Source organism: Streptomyces sp. ME02-8801-2C, from assembly GCF_033793965.1.
Classification (GTDB): Bacteria; Actinomycetota; Actinomycetes; order Streptomycetales; family Streptomycetaceae; genus Streptomyces.
Genome location: NZ_JARAXP010000016.1, coordinates 75,356 through 90,060 on the forward strand (window position 1 = coordinate 75,356; position 14,705 = coordinate 90,060).

Genomic DNA, 14,705 nt, shown 5'->3' on the forward strand with positions numbered 1-14,705 from the left:
GATCAGATCCCCACAGTGAAGCCGTCGGACCAGGTCTGCATCTCCTGCACCAGACGGTCCCACGCGCCGGTAAGGAGCAGCACACCGGTAAGGATCATCATCGTGCCGCCGATGCGCATGACCCAGACATAGTGGCGCTTGACCCAGCCGAACGCACCCAGCGCCTTGCGGAACGCGACCGCGGCGAGCACGAACGGGATACCCAGGCCGAGGCAGTAGGCGACCGTCAGTACGGCCCCGCGCCCCGCGCTGGCCTGGTCGAAGGCGAGGCTGTTGACGGAGGCGAGGGTCGGACCGATGCAGGGCGTCCAGCCGATGCCGAACAGCGCGCCGAGGAGAGGGGCGCCGAGCAGCCCGGTGGCGGGCTTCCTGTGGAAGCGGAACTCGCGCTGGGTGAGCCAGGGCATCATGCCCATGAAGAAGACACCCATGAGGATCATGAGGACGCCGAGCACCTTGGACAGCGTGGCCTGATGCTCCTGCAGCGTCTGCCCGAAGTACCCGAACAGGGCCCCCGTGGACACGAAGACGGCGGTGAACCCGAGGACGAAGAGCGAGGCCCCCGCGACCATCCGCCCCCGGCGGGCGTCACCGAGGTCGGTGCCGGTGACACCGGTGACGTACGAGAGGTAGCCGGGTACGAGGGGCAGCACGCAGGGCGAGAAGAAGGAGACGAGGCCCCCGAGCAGGGCGATCGGCAGGGCCAGTATCAAGGCCCCGCTCATCACGGTCTGGTTCGCCTCGGGCACGGAGTCGGCGAGCGTGAGGAGAACGGGCACCTGGGACATCCCGCTCATGTCACTTCTCCGCGAGGACGGGCTTGAGCATCTTGCGGAGGTTGTCCTCGCTGAGCGCCTGGAGGGTGCGGGCGGCGATCTTGCCCTGCCGGTCGATGATCAGTGTGGAGGGGATGGCCTGCGGGTTGAGCGTGCCCTTCTTGAAGCGGAGCATCAGCTTGCCCGTGGGGTCGTACAGACTCGGGTACGTGATGCCGTACTGCTTCTCGAAGGCGACCGCCGGGCGGGTGGTGGCGTCGCCGGTGTTGATGCCGACGAACTCGACGCCCTTGTCCTTGAGGTCGGCGGAGACCGCGGCGAAGTTCTTCGCCTCGAGGCGGCAGGGCCCGCACCAGGAACCCCAGAGGTTGATGACGACGATCTTGCCCTTGTAGGCGGCGACGTCGAGCTGTTTGCCGTCGATGGTCTCGCCGGAGAGGTCGGGCGCGGCGGACCGTTTCCCCTGGGCGACGTGCGCGATGCCCTCGCCGTCGGCGACGAAGTTGGTGTCGCCGGAACTCCCGGACGGACCGCTGCCGCACGCGGTCAGGGCGAGCGCGGAGGCGGCGACAACGGCGGTGAGCAGGGCGGCCCGACGGCTACGGACGTGACCACGGGGTCGGTTCGTGCACGGGATGACGCGACTGGCGGCACTCATGTGAAAAGTTTCGCATGTCCGTTCCGAGGATCTTGCGCACCCCCCTTGCGGGCCGAAACCCGCATTTCAGGCGGCCTTTCCGGCCTCTGCGGCGCTGGTTCCGGTGCTGGTTGCGCTGCCGGTTTAGGCGCCGGTTTCCGTGCCCCCGGTCGCGGTCTTCTGCGGGTCGGCCAGGAAGCCGTTCCAGCCGCCCACCGGCTGCTGCCCGACATCGAGGGTCCGCAGCTTCTCCAGCACCTCGGGCTTCTGGACGTCCAGCCAGTCGACGAACTGCCGGAAGGAGACCATCCGTATGTCCTCGCCCTTCTCCTTCTCCCGGGCGATGTGCTCGAGGGCCGCCTCGACGGCGTCCATGTAGATGCCGCCGTTCCAGTGCTCGAAGTGGTTGCCGATGAAGAAGGGCGCGCGGTTCGTCTCGTACGCCCGCCGGAAGCCGGCGATGTAGGAGCCGGTGGCCTGCTCGCGCCAGGCGGGGTAGTTGTGGGCGGGCGCGTTCGTCGAGTTGATCGACTGGTTGGCCAGGATGTTGTAGTCCATGGACAGGACCTCGAACTGGTGGCCGGGGAAAGGTATCGCCTGGAGGGGCAGGTCCCAGACGCCGTTCGCCTTCGTGGGCCACACCTGCCGGCCGCCGGGCGAGGAGGCGTCGTAGCGCCAGCCGAGTTCGCGGGCGGTGGGCAGCAGGTTGTTCTGGCCGAGGAGACAGGGCGTACGGCCGCCGATGAGCTCCTTGTCGTAGTCGAAGGGGAGCGAGGGCAGGTCGGTCCACCCGGTGTTGGTGCGCCACTCCTTCACGAAGCCCTTGGCCTGCTGTATCTCGCTGTGCCACTGCTGGGGCGTCCAGTTGGCGACCGTGCCGTGTCCGGAGCAGAAGTGGCCGTTGAAGTGGGTGCCTATCTCGTGACCGTCGAGCCAGGCCTGCCGGACGTTGGTGAGGGTCGCCCTGACGTGGTCGTCGGTGAGGTAGCCGATGTCGGAGGCGCCGGGGGCGTTGTTCGGCGGGAGGTACTTGCGCTTCTGCGACTCGGGCAGGAGGTAGAGCCCGGAGAGGAAGAAGGTCATATGGGCGCCGTGCTTCCTGGCGAGCTCCAGGAAGCGGGGGAAGAGACCGTTGCCGACCTCCCCCGCGCCGTCCCAGGAGAAGACCACGAACTGCGGCGGGGTCTGCCCGGCCTCCAACGGCTCGGGCCTGGCGGGCTGGTGGGGCTGCTTGCCGGTGAACGAGGTGGAGCCGTCCCCGATGGGCCTCGCGGTGGCGGTGGGCGACGGCTTGCCGGAAGGCTGCTTCTTCCCGCCGGAACCTCCGGACCCCTTCGACCCCTCTTGCAGAACGGTTCCGCAGCCGGCGGTACCGAGAGCGGCGGCGGCACCGAGGCCGAGGCCGAGCGCACCCCGCCGACTGAAGCCGCCGAAGCCGTCACCGTTCTTGCCGTGCATGGGATCCCCATTCGTCGTACTCGCTGATGGTCACCCAGTCAGAGGGCACGACGAACAGGGAGGTTCCCCGTATTGTCACGCACTTCGGAACAATTGCAACAACTGTGTCACTAATCACTCAACGGACGAAAATTTCCGAAGTATTGGTTGAAAAGCGGCACTGAGCGATTACGCCCCGAAAGCCTTGCCCTTCCCCTTCACCGGCTTCGCACCCGCGAGCAGATGCGCCGGGACGAGGTCACGGGCGGGCTCGGTGTAGCCGACGGACACGATCTTGTCGCCGCGGTAGGTGAAGGTGGTGAGGGAGGCGAGCGTGCACTGGCGCTTGCGGGGGTCGTGCCAGAGCCGGCGCCGCTCGACATAGCTGCGCACGATCCAGATCGGCAGCTGATGACTGACGAGCACGGCCTCGTGCCCACGGGCGGCGTCCTTGGCGGCGTCCAGCGCCCCCATCATCCGTACGACCTGGTCGACGTACGGCTCCCCCCAGGACGGCTTGAACGGGTTGACGAGGTGCTTCCAGTTCTCGGGCCGCTTCAGGGCCCCGTCCCCGACCCCGAAGGTCTTCCCCTGGAAGACGTTCTCGGCCTCCAGGAGCCGCGCGTCGGAGGCGAGATCGAGCCCGTGCGCCTTGGCGATGGGCGTCGCCGTCTCCTGCGCCCGCTCCAGCGGGGAGGCGCAGACGTACGTCACATCACGGGAGGCGAGGTGCTCGGCGACCCGGTCGGCCATCCGCCGGCCCAGCTCGGAGAGGTGGTAGCCCTCCAGCCGCCCGTACAACACCCCGTCGGGGTTGGCGACTTCACCGTGCCGCATGACGTGTACGACGGTGATGTCACCGTTGGAGTCGCTGATCCCGCTGCTGCTGCTGCTGTTGCTGTCGCTCATGCCGCCGTGGCCTCCGCTGCCGCACGGGCCGCCGCCGGGAGGGCGTCGGCGATTTTCTGGATGGCCCGCTCGTCGTGCGCGGTGGAAACGAACCAGGACTCGAAGGACGACGGCGGGAGATAGACGCCGTTCGCCAGCATGGAGTGGAAGAACGCGGTGAAGCGGAACGACTCCTGCGCCTTGGCGCCCTCGTAGTCCCGGACCGGCTGGTCGGTGAAGAACACGGAGAACATGTTGGACGCGTTCTGCACGGTGTGCGCGACGCCCTCCTTGCCGAGCGCCTCACTCACCAGCGCCTGGAGCTGGGCGGAGACGGCGTCGACGGCGACGTACGCCGCCTCGTCGAGCAGCCGCAGCTGGGCGAGCCCGGCGGCGGTGGCGACGGGGTTCCCGGAGAGGGTGCCGGCCTGGTAGACGGGCCCGGCGGGCGCGAGGTGCGCCATGACGTCGGCGCGCCCCCCGAAGGCGGCGGCGGGGAATCCCCCGCCCATGACCTTCCCGAAGGTCATGAGGTCGGGCCGGACGCCGTCGATCCCGTACCAGCCGCTGCGACTGGTACGGAACCCGGTCATGACCTCGTCGGACACGTAGAGCGCCCCGTTGGCGGCGCAGGCATCGGCGAGCCCCTGATTGAACCCGGGCAGCGGCGGTACGACGCCCATGTTGCCCGGGGAGGCCTCGGTGATCAGGCAGGCGATCTCGCCGGGGTGCGCGGCGAACGCGGCGTGCACGGCGTCGAGGTCGTTGTAGGGGAGCACGATGGTGTCGGCGGCCTGGGCCCCGGTGACACCGGGGGTGTCGGGCAGCGCGAAGGTGGCGACACCGGACCCGGCCGCAGCGAGCAGCGAATCGACGTGACCGTGGTAACACCCGGCGAACTTGATCACCTTGGTGCGCCGGGTGAATCCCCGGGCGAGACGGATCGCCGACATGGTGGCCTCGGTCCCGCTGGACACGAGCCGCACCTGCTCGAGGGGGTCGATACGGGCGACCATCTCCTCGGCGAGCGCGACCTCGCCCTCCCCCGGCGTACCGAAGGACGTACCGCGCGAGACGGCTTCCTGTACGGCCGCGATGACTTCCGGGCGGGAGTGCCCGAGGATCATCGGCCCCCAGGAGCAGACGAGGTCGACGTACTCGCGCCCGTCGGCGTCGGTGAGATACGGGCCACGCCCCGACACCATGAACCGGGGCGTACCGCCCACGGCACGGAAAGCGCGCACCGGCGAATTGACGCCGCCGGGTGTGACACCCGTCGCACGGTCGAAGAGGCCCTGCGAGACGGGCGCTTCGTATGGATAGGGCATCCCACTCGCCATCCCGCTGGCTGCCCCGCTAGACGTTTCGCTCATGACCTGCGACTTCTCCGGCTTCTCGGACTCCTGCTGCCAGTGACCCCCTCAGGGTAGGCGGCCCGACAGCAGGGCGTCGGCCCCACCCGTCTGCGAAACTGGGACCGGACACACACGGAGACTCACAGAGACACACAGCTCATCGGCCCGTATCTAACGGACGATGAGCGGACGATGGTGTTCAGAGGCTGCGAAGATCCTGCGGACAGGTGTTTCAACGCACGTTTCGGCGGGCGGCCGTGGGGGAGGTCACTGACACGATGATCGGGTTGCGCGACGGGGCTCGCGCGTCCTAGAACAGCAGTCGGGTGGAGATATGCATCGCGGTGGCGGACTGGGCGAGGGGACTGACGACCTGGGTCCTCGACGTGCCCGGCGGGGAAGGCACCGACGCGACTTGGAGGAAGCGGCAGCGGCAGAAGCGGCACGACAGGCCCAGCAGGCCCAGGGTCAGGGCCAGACCCAGGGTCAGGCCCAGTCTCAGGGGTTGGGCCCCGGGCAGGGCAGTATGGGGCCGGGGCAGGGCAGTATGGGTCCCGGGCAGGGGCCGATGGGTCCTGGCCAAGGGATCATGAGCTCCGGCCAGGGAGCCACGGGTTCTGGGCAGGGGATCACGGGTCCCGGGCAGGGGTTTACGGGTCCCGGGCAGGGGATCACGGGTCCCGGGCTAGGAACTACGGGTCCAGTACAGGGAACTGCGGGTGCCGGGCAGGGATCCACGGGTCCCGGGCAAGGGATCATGGGGGCCGGGCCGGGATCCACGGGTCCTGGGCAGGCCCCGGGATTGAACGGTGTGCCCGAGAGCGTCGGCCGGAGGGCCGAACGGCTCCGGGCAGCGAGCGGGAATGGTGGTCGGGTGGGGGTGACGTACAAATACTTCGGCGCGCCGGACGGCGCCACGGCAGCCCGCGTCCCGATCTCGATGCGTCCCGAGGAACTCGGCGGCGACGAGCTCGGCATGAACGGCATGTTCACCAAGATCAAGCCCGAGACGATGGCCGCGATGGTCCTCACCGGCATCGAGGGCGTCCCCCTCCACAAGGTGCCCCCGCTGGAACTCGTCGTCCTGCACCCGGACTACGCGGTGGTCAAGCTCCCCATGACGGTCGTGGACCCCCTGCGCGGCATAGGCGAGGAGGCGGTGGGCGCGGCGGCGTTCATCTGGTCGACGGTGCCGGACCGGGGCGGGCCCCGGGATGCGTTCAATGTGTACCAACTGCTGCATGAGTGGCAGGACTTCAGCCATCGGTTGCATGAGGCGGGGCATCAGCCTTATTGCCTTGTTTGGCCGTGAGCTGGGGTTTCGCGGGATTCGGGCGGGGTCTTCGGGCCTCGCCTTTCGTGTCTCTGGAGGGGCCGTTGGGCGGCCAGGGCACATGAAGGGCCGATGTGCCCTGCGCTCCAGTCCGGCGCCCTCGGTGGAGACGTGGTCGACCCCTTTGCGGGTCTTGGCCACCGCAGATGCCAGGCCGTGTATCGAAAGCTCGGACGGGCCGGACGATGTGATGTCCAGGTCCGGCCCGTCCGTCCGCCGCTAAAGATCGAGTTGGTACTGGTGTGTCGTGTGCGTGGGCGTGTAGCCGAGACTGTCGTTGATCTGTCTCATGTGCGTGTTGCTGTCGGCGGTGTCGGTCAGGAGATCGCCGAGGTCTGGATAGCGCCCATGTGCGTGTCGGATCGACTCGGCCTTCATCCATCGGCCGAGGCTGTGTCCACGGTGCTCGGGCAACACGCCGGTGCCGTAGTGCTGGCCGTCACCTCTGCCGTTGCCCGGGACGACCAGCTCGGTGAACCCGGCGATCGAGCCGTCAGAGGCGTCGACGGCAACGACGGCGTGCAGATGGTCGCCACGCTGTTCGACAGCCTTCGCCGCGGCCCGGACACGGTCCACGTCCCAGGTCACCGTGCCGTAGTCGGTGTCGTCCATGGGCATGTCGTCCATGGCGCGACGCGAGGCGGCGAACGTCTCCGCGAGGCCGTCGGGCACGGTTCCGTGCCATGACATCAGCCGGTAGCCGGGATGCGGACGCTCGGTGATTTCGGCGAGGGCGGTGGTGTCCACATCGGCCAGTGGCAAGCGGGAGAACCTCAGGGCGAGGACCTTCCTGAAACCGTGCGCCGGCAGGAAGTGGTCGCCTGGCGATCCGGCCTCGGCCTGCGCGATGACGCAGCGCCGGGCATCGGCCCGGGCAGCGGCCACGGCGGCGTCGAGGAGCTGCGAGCCGACGTGCCGGCGCCGTTGCGCGGGATGGACACCGAGGGTCAGTTCAGCCAGGTGCTCCTGTCCGGGACTGTTGAACAGGCGCAGAAAGGCGGTTCCCATGGGGATGGAATCGGCGTCGGACGCCAGCCATGCGAGACGCCGGCTGTTCGGGCCGTGAACGGGGTCGGTCAGTGGGGTGATGCGAGACGACAAGGTGTCTCCGTCGTGTGGAAGTGGCAGAGGTCACTACGCGGACTCAACTGCTGAGCACTCCTGCGCATGTGCTCCACACCTCCTTGTCGACAGCGCCGGTCTCGAACAACATCAGACGGCTGGGAGAACTTAGTCGGCCCATCGGCTCCGCGGCAAAGGGTTAACGCAAGCCGGTGCGAACGTGCGGTCACAGCCACTCGTTGGCGGAGTGGGGTCGCCCGGTGAACGACGGTCGGCGCGCTAGGCAGGCAAGGCCGTACGGTCGAGGCGCTGCCGCTGGGAGTCGGTGAGCCGGAGGTCTGCCGCAGCGAGATTCTCCGCCAGATGGACGAGCGAGCCGGTTCCGGGGATCGGCAGGACGACCGGGGAACGGGCGAGCAGCCAGGCGAGCAGGACCTGGGGGGCGGTGGCGCCGAGTTCGGTGGCGACGGTGGCGAGCACGGACGCCTGGCCGGAGACAGCTTCTGCGGCGACGGGGCGCCAGGGAAGAAAGGCGACGCCGGCGGCTTCGCATGCCTCCAGAACCGGCTCGTGGTCTCGGTCGAAGAGGTTGTAGCGATTCTGTACGCTCGCGATCTCGGCGGTCTGCCGAGCCTCCGTGAGCTGCACGGTGGTGACCTCTGACAGCCCGATGTGCCCGATCTTCCCTTCCAGTTGAAGTTCGCGGAGTGCGCCAATCTGTTCGGCCACTGGAACCTTCGGGTCGATTCGGTGCAGTTGCAGCAGGCCGACGCGCTCGGTCCGAAGGCGGCGCAGGCCCTGCTCGACCTGCTCACGCAGGCTCTCCGGCCGTGCGTCGTACGCCCACCCTTCCGGCCCGGACTGAGTGACCCCGACCTTGGTGGTGATCAGCAGGTCGTCCGGGTACGGATGCAGGGCCTCGGCCAGGAGTTCCTCGTTGGCCCCCCATCCATACAGGTGGGCGGTGTCGATCAAGGTGACGCCCAGTTCGACGGCGCGCCGGGCCACCGCGATGGCGGCTTCCCGCTCAGGGCCGGGCTCGGTCGGCAGGCGCATGGCGCCGAACCCGAGCCGGGTCACCCGGTATTCGCCTCCAATGGAGAACGTGCTCGCCGTGCCCGGAGCGTTCGGTGTACTCGAAGTCATCGGTTTCCCCCTCGTCGGCCCGACGATACACGGCTGGAGTATTGGGCAGTCGTCAGCCTGCGGGACGGAAAAGACCTGGTCAGACCGCATGCGAACCGAATGGAGTCGAGCGTGACCGACCTGCGTCACCTCCAGTGCGGAAGCCCCCCGAGAACTTCCGACAGATGCTTACGACGAAGACGAACCGGTCGGCTTCGCCTACGGCGCCCCCTCGCACCGGGCCGCGAATGGTGACGTTCCACCGGATACGCGCCGGTCGACGGCAACACCTCCACGTACGCCGTGTCCGAGATGAAGGAGCGCGCGGAAGACCTTGCCGTGCTCCTCGTCGACGTGACGCACCCCAAGGTGCAAACCCTGTACGAGTCGTGGAAGTACGCCAAAGTCGGCGAGCAACAACCGTTCGCCGACTCACCGGTGTACGCGGTCATGGTCAAAGACCTTCGAGGCTGAGCCTCTCGTCACGTCGTGACAAGGCGACTGTCGAATCCAGCGCGCACGAGGCGCTCGTAAGCCTCCATGACGTCCCTCGGTACCTCCTGCTCGACGGCGAAGCCGAGCTTCGGGTACTCGATCACCCGTTGCAGGTCGCCAACGAGCATGTCGATGACGAGCTTCTCGTCGCCGATGGAGTTGATGTATTCGTCCAATTCAAGTGGCTCGGAGGCGCAGACGACTTCGGCCTCGGGCCACAACTTGCGGCAGGTCGCGTACGAGCGGCGCTCCATGTACGGCTTGGAGATCAGCAGCAGCGACTCCACCGCCACGCCGGCCTCGGCCAGTAGGGCGCGGGAGAGGACGATGTTCTGCCCGGTGTTGGCCGCTTTCGGCTCGACCAGGATTGCCTCGTCCGGCACGCCCAGGCTCAGGGCGTGCTCGCGGTAGTGGACGGCCTCGCCACGAGGGAAGCGGGCTCGGGTGGTCGGGCTGTTGCCGCCGCTGAACACCACGATGGGGAAGAGACCGGCACGGTAGAGGCCGGCTGCCGTGCCGGCCACACCCAGGTCGTGGCTGCCCAGGCCGATCGCCGCCGAGCAGGGGCGCAGCTCGTGGCCCATCTGGTGGTGGTTCCAGATCAACGTCGCGTCGTGGAACTGCTCGTCGGTGATCAGACGCTGCTGATGCTCCGGCACGTGTGCTCCCTGGCTCATCCCTGCGGGCCTCTTCGGATGCCCTCGATGCTGCGCCAGTTGGTGGCTCAGCTCGAACCGCCGGGTCACCTGTGCCGACTGGTCGAGGACTGGTCACTCCGGACCATTGTTCCTGATCGGAACACCGTCAATCCGACGTAGGCAGAACAGGAGGCAAGGGAGGCGGTACAGCTTTGAACTGACATTCACCCATGGGATAGCTGACACCCTCGAAGAGCGCGTACATTTTGGGCTCCCCAGGCCACTCTGCAGTTAAAGCCCTGAAAGTTTGATAGTCCCACTGCCCGACCGGCTCCCCGTCGAGTTTCACCACTTCCGGTTCTGCACCACCACCGCTCTTGCTTGGCTATGACTGCCCCAGAGCGAGCCGACCGCAACTGTTGTCGCACAGGTCGCAATGATCGTGTTGGAGTCCATTGCAATCCTCCTCGCATGAAGAGCGCCTTGACCAACGAGGAGCAGTCAAGCAACGTCCCCGCTGTGGCAACAGGCGCCATCCGAGGGCGCACGCAGCGGACCAGGGCGCATGCCCGCAAATGTCTGCCACCCACGATGTCGGGACAGGCCCCGTCACGGCACGAAAACCACTCCGCGCGAAGGAGATTCCGCGCCTTTGTGACCAGCCGTCGAGGAACGCGTGTAACCGCACTTGGGTGAGGCAGGTTGCCGTCCCGGCCGCCGGCCCGCTCAACCAGCGAGGTACTCGACGTCGACGCTGTCCGAATGTCCGGGCCAGGAGAGGGAGAACGTCCAGCATCCCGGCTTCGGCATGTCGATGAGCGAGGGGCCGGGACCGCCGGCGACGGAACGGGTCACCACTTCGTGCGTGCCGGCCAGGGTCGCCGCGATGGTCAACCGGTCGTCAGGCCCCATCTCGGCGGCGCCCTCGGCGTCCTTCGCCACCCAGAGGATCTTGTTCGCCCTGTCCTTGGCCGCCGGCGCGTGATACGGGTAGCCGAACAGCACGGCGGCGATCTCGCCCTTCTCCCCGATCATGTGACGCTGAGGGCCGTCCAGGTACCCCTTCCGCGCCCACACCGGAAGCGAGCCCCGCTCCACCGCAGGCCGGCATCCGCCGTCCGCCTTCGATGCGGTGGCGGAGTGGGTGGATCGCGTCGCCTTCTCACTGCTCGAACCGCTCCCGGGGCCGCTGCAACCGCTCGCCGTGAGCACGACGGCTGTCAGCAGGGCAAGAAACAGCGGGGGGAGACGTGCACCGCGCACGGCGGAACGGTTCGGGTGACACAGCATCAGAGGTGCGATGGGATGTGCGATTGGTCGTGCCCTCAGACCTGCCATCAGACGCACCCTCAGTCGACTCGGACGGCGTACGGACACCCCAGCTCCGACGCGTCAGCGTTCCACGCGCCACGGGAGACGGGAACTCCCTATCCGGCCAGACACGCGCGCGTCTGTCACCTACACCTCGCAACGCCCGTGGCCCCGCGACACAGTGGGAGGCACCGAACCCCAAGGAGCTCCCCGTGGAATACCCCGACCTGTCGGCCCTGCCCGCGGAACTGCGGAAAGCCGTCACCGAGCGTGATTCGCTCAACGTCTTCCGCATGATCATGCACTCCCCCGAACTCGCCCCGGCATGCTGCAGTTGGCCGACGCGATCCTGCGGGGCAACTCGCTCCCCGATCAGCTGCGTGAACTCGTCATCGTGCGGGTCGGCCACGTCTACGAGGCGCCGTACGAGCTCCATCACCACGAGAACATCGGCCGTCTGGTCGGCATGAGCCAGGCGGCGCTCGCCGCTGCCGCGAGCGGCTCCACCGAGGGGCAGGGGCTGTCGAAGGAGGAGGCGGCGGTACTCCGTTGCACGGACCGTCTGCTCGCCCGGCACACCCTGAGCGAGGCCGAGCGCGCGGAAGTGCTGGAGTTCCTCAGCGTGGGTCAGCTCTCCGACCTCGTCATCACTGTCGGCTTCTACCAACTGGTCGGCAACTTCCTGAACACCTTCGGCGTGACGACCGAGGGCGAGACCGACCCGTACTGATGCCGGCTGATGCCATGAGCCGGATGTGAGCTGTACACGAAGCGGCAGGTTCTGGTCAAAGGATGTCCAAGTGCGGGCCGCCGCTTCCGCCGCCCGTGATCGGGTCCCTGCGACGGCTGTTACAGCCGTTCCCCACGCCCGTTCTGGGAGGACCCGGTGTCAACACCAACCCGTAGAAGACGATGGCTCACGATCTGTTCCCTCACCGCCTCCGCCGCCCTGATCGCACTGCCCGCCAGCGCCGCACCCGGCGGGGGCAACAGCCCCTTCGGGCCCCGCGTTCTCGACCAACTCGCCGCACAGCGCGCGCAGTCGGTCGGCGCTCTCACCCCGAGTCTGAAGGGCGAGGACGGTGACGGTGAAGGCGACGGTGACGACGGCAATGAGGCCGACGAGATCGCCGAGGGCGCGGACCAGTACGCCGAGGCCCGCACCTCACCCGGTGTCGTCGCACCGGGCGCGTACGGCGCCGCATGGCAGAGCCTGAACAACCTGCCGAGCAGCGGGGGCAGTTGGCGGAACATCACCGACCTTCCCTATAACTCCGACGATCCGCGGTACCGGGATGTCGACTCCAACTCCAGTGGTGGTTCCGGCAATGTGACGGGCCGTATGGCGGCGATGGCCGCCGACGACGACGGGTACGTGTACGCGGGCAGCGCGGGCGGCGGGGTGTGGCGGTCCAGGTCGGGCGGAGGGCACTGGCAGGCCATCAGCGACCGGTTGCCCGCGCAGTCCACCGGCGCGCTGGCCCTCGACCAGGCCGGGCGGCTGTGGCTGGGCACCGGCGAGGCGACGACCAACGCGGACGCCTATCTCGGCAGCGGTGTCTATGTGTTGACGGATCCGCACCACGGTACGTTCTCCTCCCGGGCCCGGGTCGGCGGCGACGAGCTGGAGTCCACCACCGTCCACCAACTGCGCTTCGGTGGCGGCAAGGTGTGGGCGGCGACAAGCAAGGGCGTGTGGAGTCACTCCACGAAGACGCTGAAGGGCTCCTGGAAGCTGGAGTTCGCCCCCAACCCCGAGTTCCTGCCAGGCGGTTCGGAGGCGGCCGACCCCGACGCCCCGTACAAGAACATCGCCAACGACATCGCGATCGATCCGAAGAACCCCAACAAGGTGGTCCTCGCGGTCGGTTGGCGCAGCGGTGACGACTACAACGGCTTCTACACCAAGGGTGCGGGCGGCACCTGGACCCGGATCACCAGCGGCCTGGGCGATCTGCCGGCCGACCCGGACGGCGTCGGCAACGTCACCTTCGCCCGTTCCGCCGACGGCTCCCGCTACTACGCCATCGACCAGTCGCCGGAGCAGCTGAACACCAACCCGGACAGCGGTCTGGAGGGCTTCTACGTCTCCAAGTCCGGCTCCCCGACCGGCCCTTGGACGAAGATCGCCGACTACGAGGGCCTGGCCGCCTCCGGTTCGGCGCTGACGTCCAGCGGCTACATGCCCGGCGTCCAGGCCTGGTACAACCAGTTCCTGACCGTCGACCCGAGCGACCCGCAGCATGTGTACGCGGGGCTCGAGGAGGTCTACGAGTCCAAGGACGGCGGCGGCACCTGGTCGACCGTGGGCCCGTACTGGAACTTCGGCTTCTCCTGCTGGAGCATCGACCCGGCCAAGCAGAGCGGCGACTGCCCGCAGACCACCCACTCCGACCAGCACGGCGTCGCGATCGGCCGCTACCACGGCAGGAGCTTCGTGTACGTCGGCAACGACGGCGGCGTCTACAAGCGCCCCCTCAACGGCCGGCAGGACGCCGCCGGACACGCCACCGACTGGACCTCCCTCAACGACGGAACCATCGACACCCTGCAGTACTACTCGGTCGGCATCGGCAAGGACCTCGACCACGGGGGCGTCTCCGTCACCGGCGGCCTCCAGGACAACGGCCAGTCCGTGCTGCGCAGCGACGACCGGGTGATGGGCTCCAACTTCGGCGGCGACGGCGGTGACACCCTCACCGACCCGGCCAACGGCTGTGACATCGCCGAGGAGTACGTCTATCTCTCCATCCAGGTGACCCAGAACTGCGCGGTCAACGACGGCAGTTGGATCGACGACGACAGCAAGGTCACGTCCTGGAACGTCGCCCCGGCCGACAACGCGACCAGCGAGGCCCGCTTCATCGCCCCGCTCGCGGCCGACGCGAAGAACCCGTCGACGTGGATCGCGGGCGGCCGTCACGTGTGGGTGCAGACCCATGGGTACGCCATTCGCAGCGGCGACGAGTGGACCAGCGTGTACGACCTCGGCGCCGGCCGCACCGCGACAGCCGTCGCGGCCTCCGGCGGCAAGGTCTACGCGGCCTGGTGCGGCCCCTGCAACAACCAGGGCTTCGCGCGCGGCATCTCCGTCGGCAACGCTGGGGGCACCTCCCGGACGGAGTCTGGGGGAGGCACCGGCTGGCACGACATCGCGCTTCCCGTCGACGGGACCGTACCCAACCGCTACCTCAGCGGCTTCGCCGTCGACCCGAAGAACGCCGACCACGTGTTCCTCACGGTCAACGGCTTCTCCCGGCAGTGGACCGAGGGGCCGGGTGCGGGCGTCGGCCATGTCTTCGAGTCCAAGGACGGCGGCACCACCTGGAAGGACATCTCCAGGAACTTCCCCGACGTCCCGGCCGACTCCGCCGTGGTCACACCGAACGGCGGCCTGGCCGTCGGCACGGACCTCGGCGTGGTCTACCGCGCGCCGGGCCGGACCACCTGGCAGCGCGTCGGCGACCTCCCGGCCGTCGCCGTGCTCCAGCTGAAGCTGGGCCCCGACGGCAGCACCCTGTACGCGGCCACGCACGGCCGCGGTATCTACTCGATCAAGGTGCGGACTCTCGGCTGACGGGTTCTGACGTATCCGCCTTGCCTGACTTACGGGGAGGGGTGTTCCGGTTGATCGCCGGGGCACCCCTC

At 68.2% G+C, this 14,705-nt stretch carries 12 protein-coding genes and 1 pseudogene; 4 read left to right on the forward strand and 9 right to left on the reverse strand.

The features are described from left to right. Window positions 1-2: 2 nt before the first annotated feature. The 5 genes from PV396_RS36315 to hemL all read right to left on the reverse strand — a co-directional run bounded on the left by PV396_RS36315 (window position 3) and on the right by hemL (window position 5,066). The gene (locus PV396_RS36315) at window positions 3-797 is read right to left on the reverse strand and encodes a cytochrome c biogenesis CcdA family protein (RefSeq protein WP_416071540.1); all 795 of its coding nucleotides are present in this window, start codon (window positions 795-797) and stop codon (window positions 3-5) included. Window position 798: 1 nt separating this feature from the next. Next, window positions 799-1,434, reverse strand: coding sequence for a TlpA disulfide reductase family protein (locus PV396_RS36320; RefSeq protein WP_319212070.1), 636 nt, complete (start codon window positions 1,432-1,434; stop codon window positions 799-801). 123 nt (window positions 1,435-1,557) lie between these two features. Then, complete coding sequence (locus PV396_RS36325) at window positions 1,558-2,871, reverse strand: hypothetical protein (RefSeq protein WP_319212072.1); 1,314 nt, start codon at window positions 2,869-2,871, stop codon at window positions 1,558-1,560. Window positions 2,872-3,039: 168 nt separating this feature from the next. After that, the gene (locus tag PV396_RS36330; protein WP_319212074.1) at window positions 3,040-3,759 is read right to left on the reverse strand and encodes a histidine phosphatase family protein; all 720 of its coding nucleotides are present in this window, start codon (window positions 3,757-3,759) and stop codon (window positions 3,040-3,042) included. Then, window positions 3,756-5,066, reverse strand: a complete 1,311-nt coding sequence (gene hemL, locus PV396_RS36335; protein ID WP_319212235.1) for a glutamate-1-semialdehyde 2,1-aminomutase — start codon at window positions 5,064-5,066, stop codon at window positions 3,756-3,758. The genes PV396_RS36330 and hemL overlap by 4 nt, the downstream gene beginning before the upstream one ends. Window positions 5,067-5,967: 901 nt before the next feature. Here hemL and PV396_RS36340 point away from each other — a divergent pair. Next, complete coding sequence (locus PV396_RS36340; protein WP_003974483.1) at window positions 5,968-6,405, forward strand: hypothetical protein; 438 nt, start codon at window positions 5,968-5,970, stop codon at window positions 6,403-6,405. 240 nt (window positions 6,406-6,645) lie between these two features. Here the strand turns inward: PV396_RS36340 and PV396_RS36345 are convergent, their stop codons facing one another. Both PV396_RS36345 and PV396_RS36350 read right to left on the reverse strand, forming a co-directional pair. Continuing rightward, a complete protein-coding gene (locus PV396_RS36345) occupies window positions 6,646-7,527 on the reverse strand; it encodes a GNAT family N-acetyltransferase (protein WP_319212076.1) in 882 nt (293 codons plus the stop codon). Window positions 7,528-7,767: 240 nt separating this feature from the next. Continuing rightward, window positions 7,768-8,634: an aldo/keto reductase gene (locus tag PV396_RS36350; protein WP_319212078.1), complete on the reverse strand. Its 867-nt coding sequence runs from the start codon at window positions 8,632-8,634 to the stop codon at window positions 7,768-7,770. 166 nt (window positions 8,635-8,800) lie between these two features. Here PV396_RS36350 and PV396_RS36355 point away from each other — a divergent pair. Continuing rightward, window positions 8,801-9,087 (forward strand): annotated as a pseudogene (locus PV396_RS36355) (GNAT family N-acetyltransferase); the annotation flags it as partial. Window positions 9,088-9,095: 8 nt separating this feature from the next. Here PV396_RS36355 and PV396_RS36360 read toward each other — a convergent pair. Both PV396_RS36360 and PV396_RS36365 read right to left on the reverse strand, forming a co-directional pair. Next, window positions 9,096-9,785 (reverse strand): YdcF family protein, encoded by a 690-nt coding sequence (locus PV396_RS36360; protein ID WP_319212081.1) that lies wholly within the window; start codon window positions 9,783-9,785, stop codon window positions 9,096-9,098. Window positions 9,786-10,472: 687 nt separating this feature from the next. Next, window positions 10,473-11,009 (reverse strand): hypothetical protein, encoded by a 537-nt coding sequence (locus PV396_RS36365; protein WP_319212083.1) that lies wholly within the window; start codon window positions 11,007-11,009, stop codon window positions 10,473-10,475. Window positions 11,010-11,382: 373 nt separating this feature from the next. Here PV396_RS36365 and PV396_RS36370 point away from each other — a divergent pair, with 373 nt between their 5' ends. Both PV396_RS36370 and PV396_RS36375 read left to right on the forward strand, forming a co-directional pair. Beyond that, a complete protein-coding gene (locus PV396_RS36370) occupies window positions 11,383-11,787 on the forward strand; it encodes a carboxymuconolactone decarboxylase family protein (protein ID WP_319212084.1) in 405 nt (134 codons plus the stop codon). 156 nt (window positions 11,788-11,943) lie between these two features. Further along, window positions 11,944-14,634 (forward strand): glycosyl hydrolase, encoded by a 2,691-nt coding sequence (locus PV396_RS36375; protein WP_319212085.1) that lies wholly within the window; start codon window positions 11,944-11,946, stop codon window positions 14,632-14,634. Window positions 14,635-14,705 lie beyond the last annotated feature (71 nt).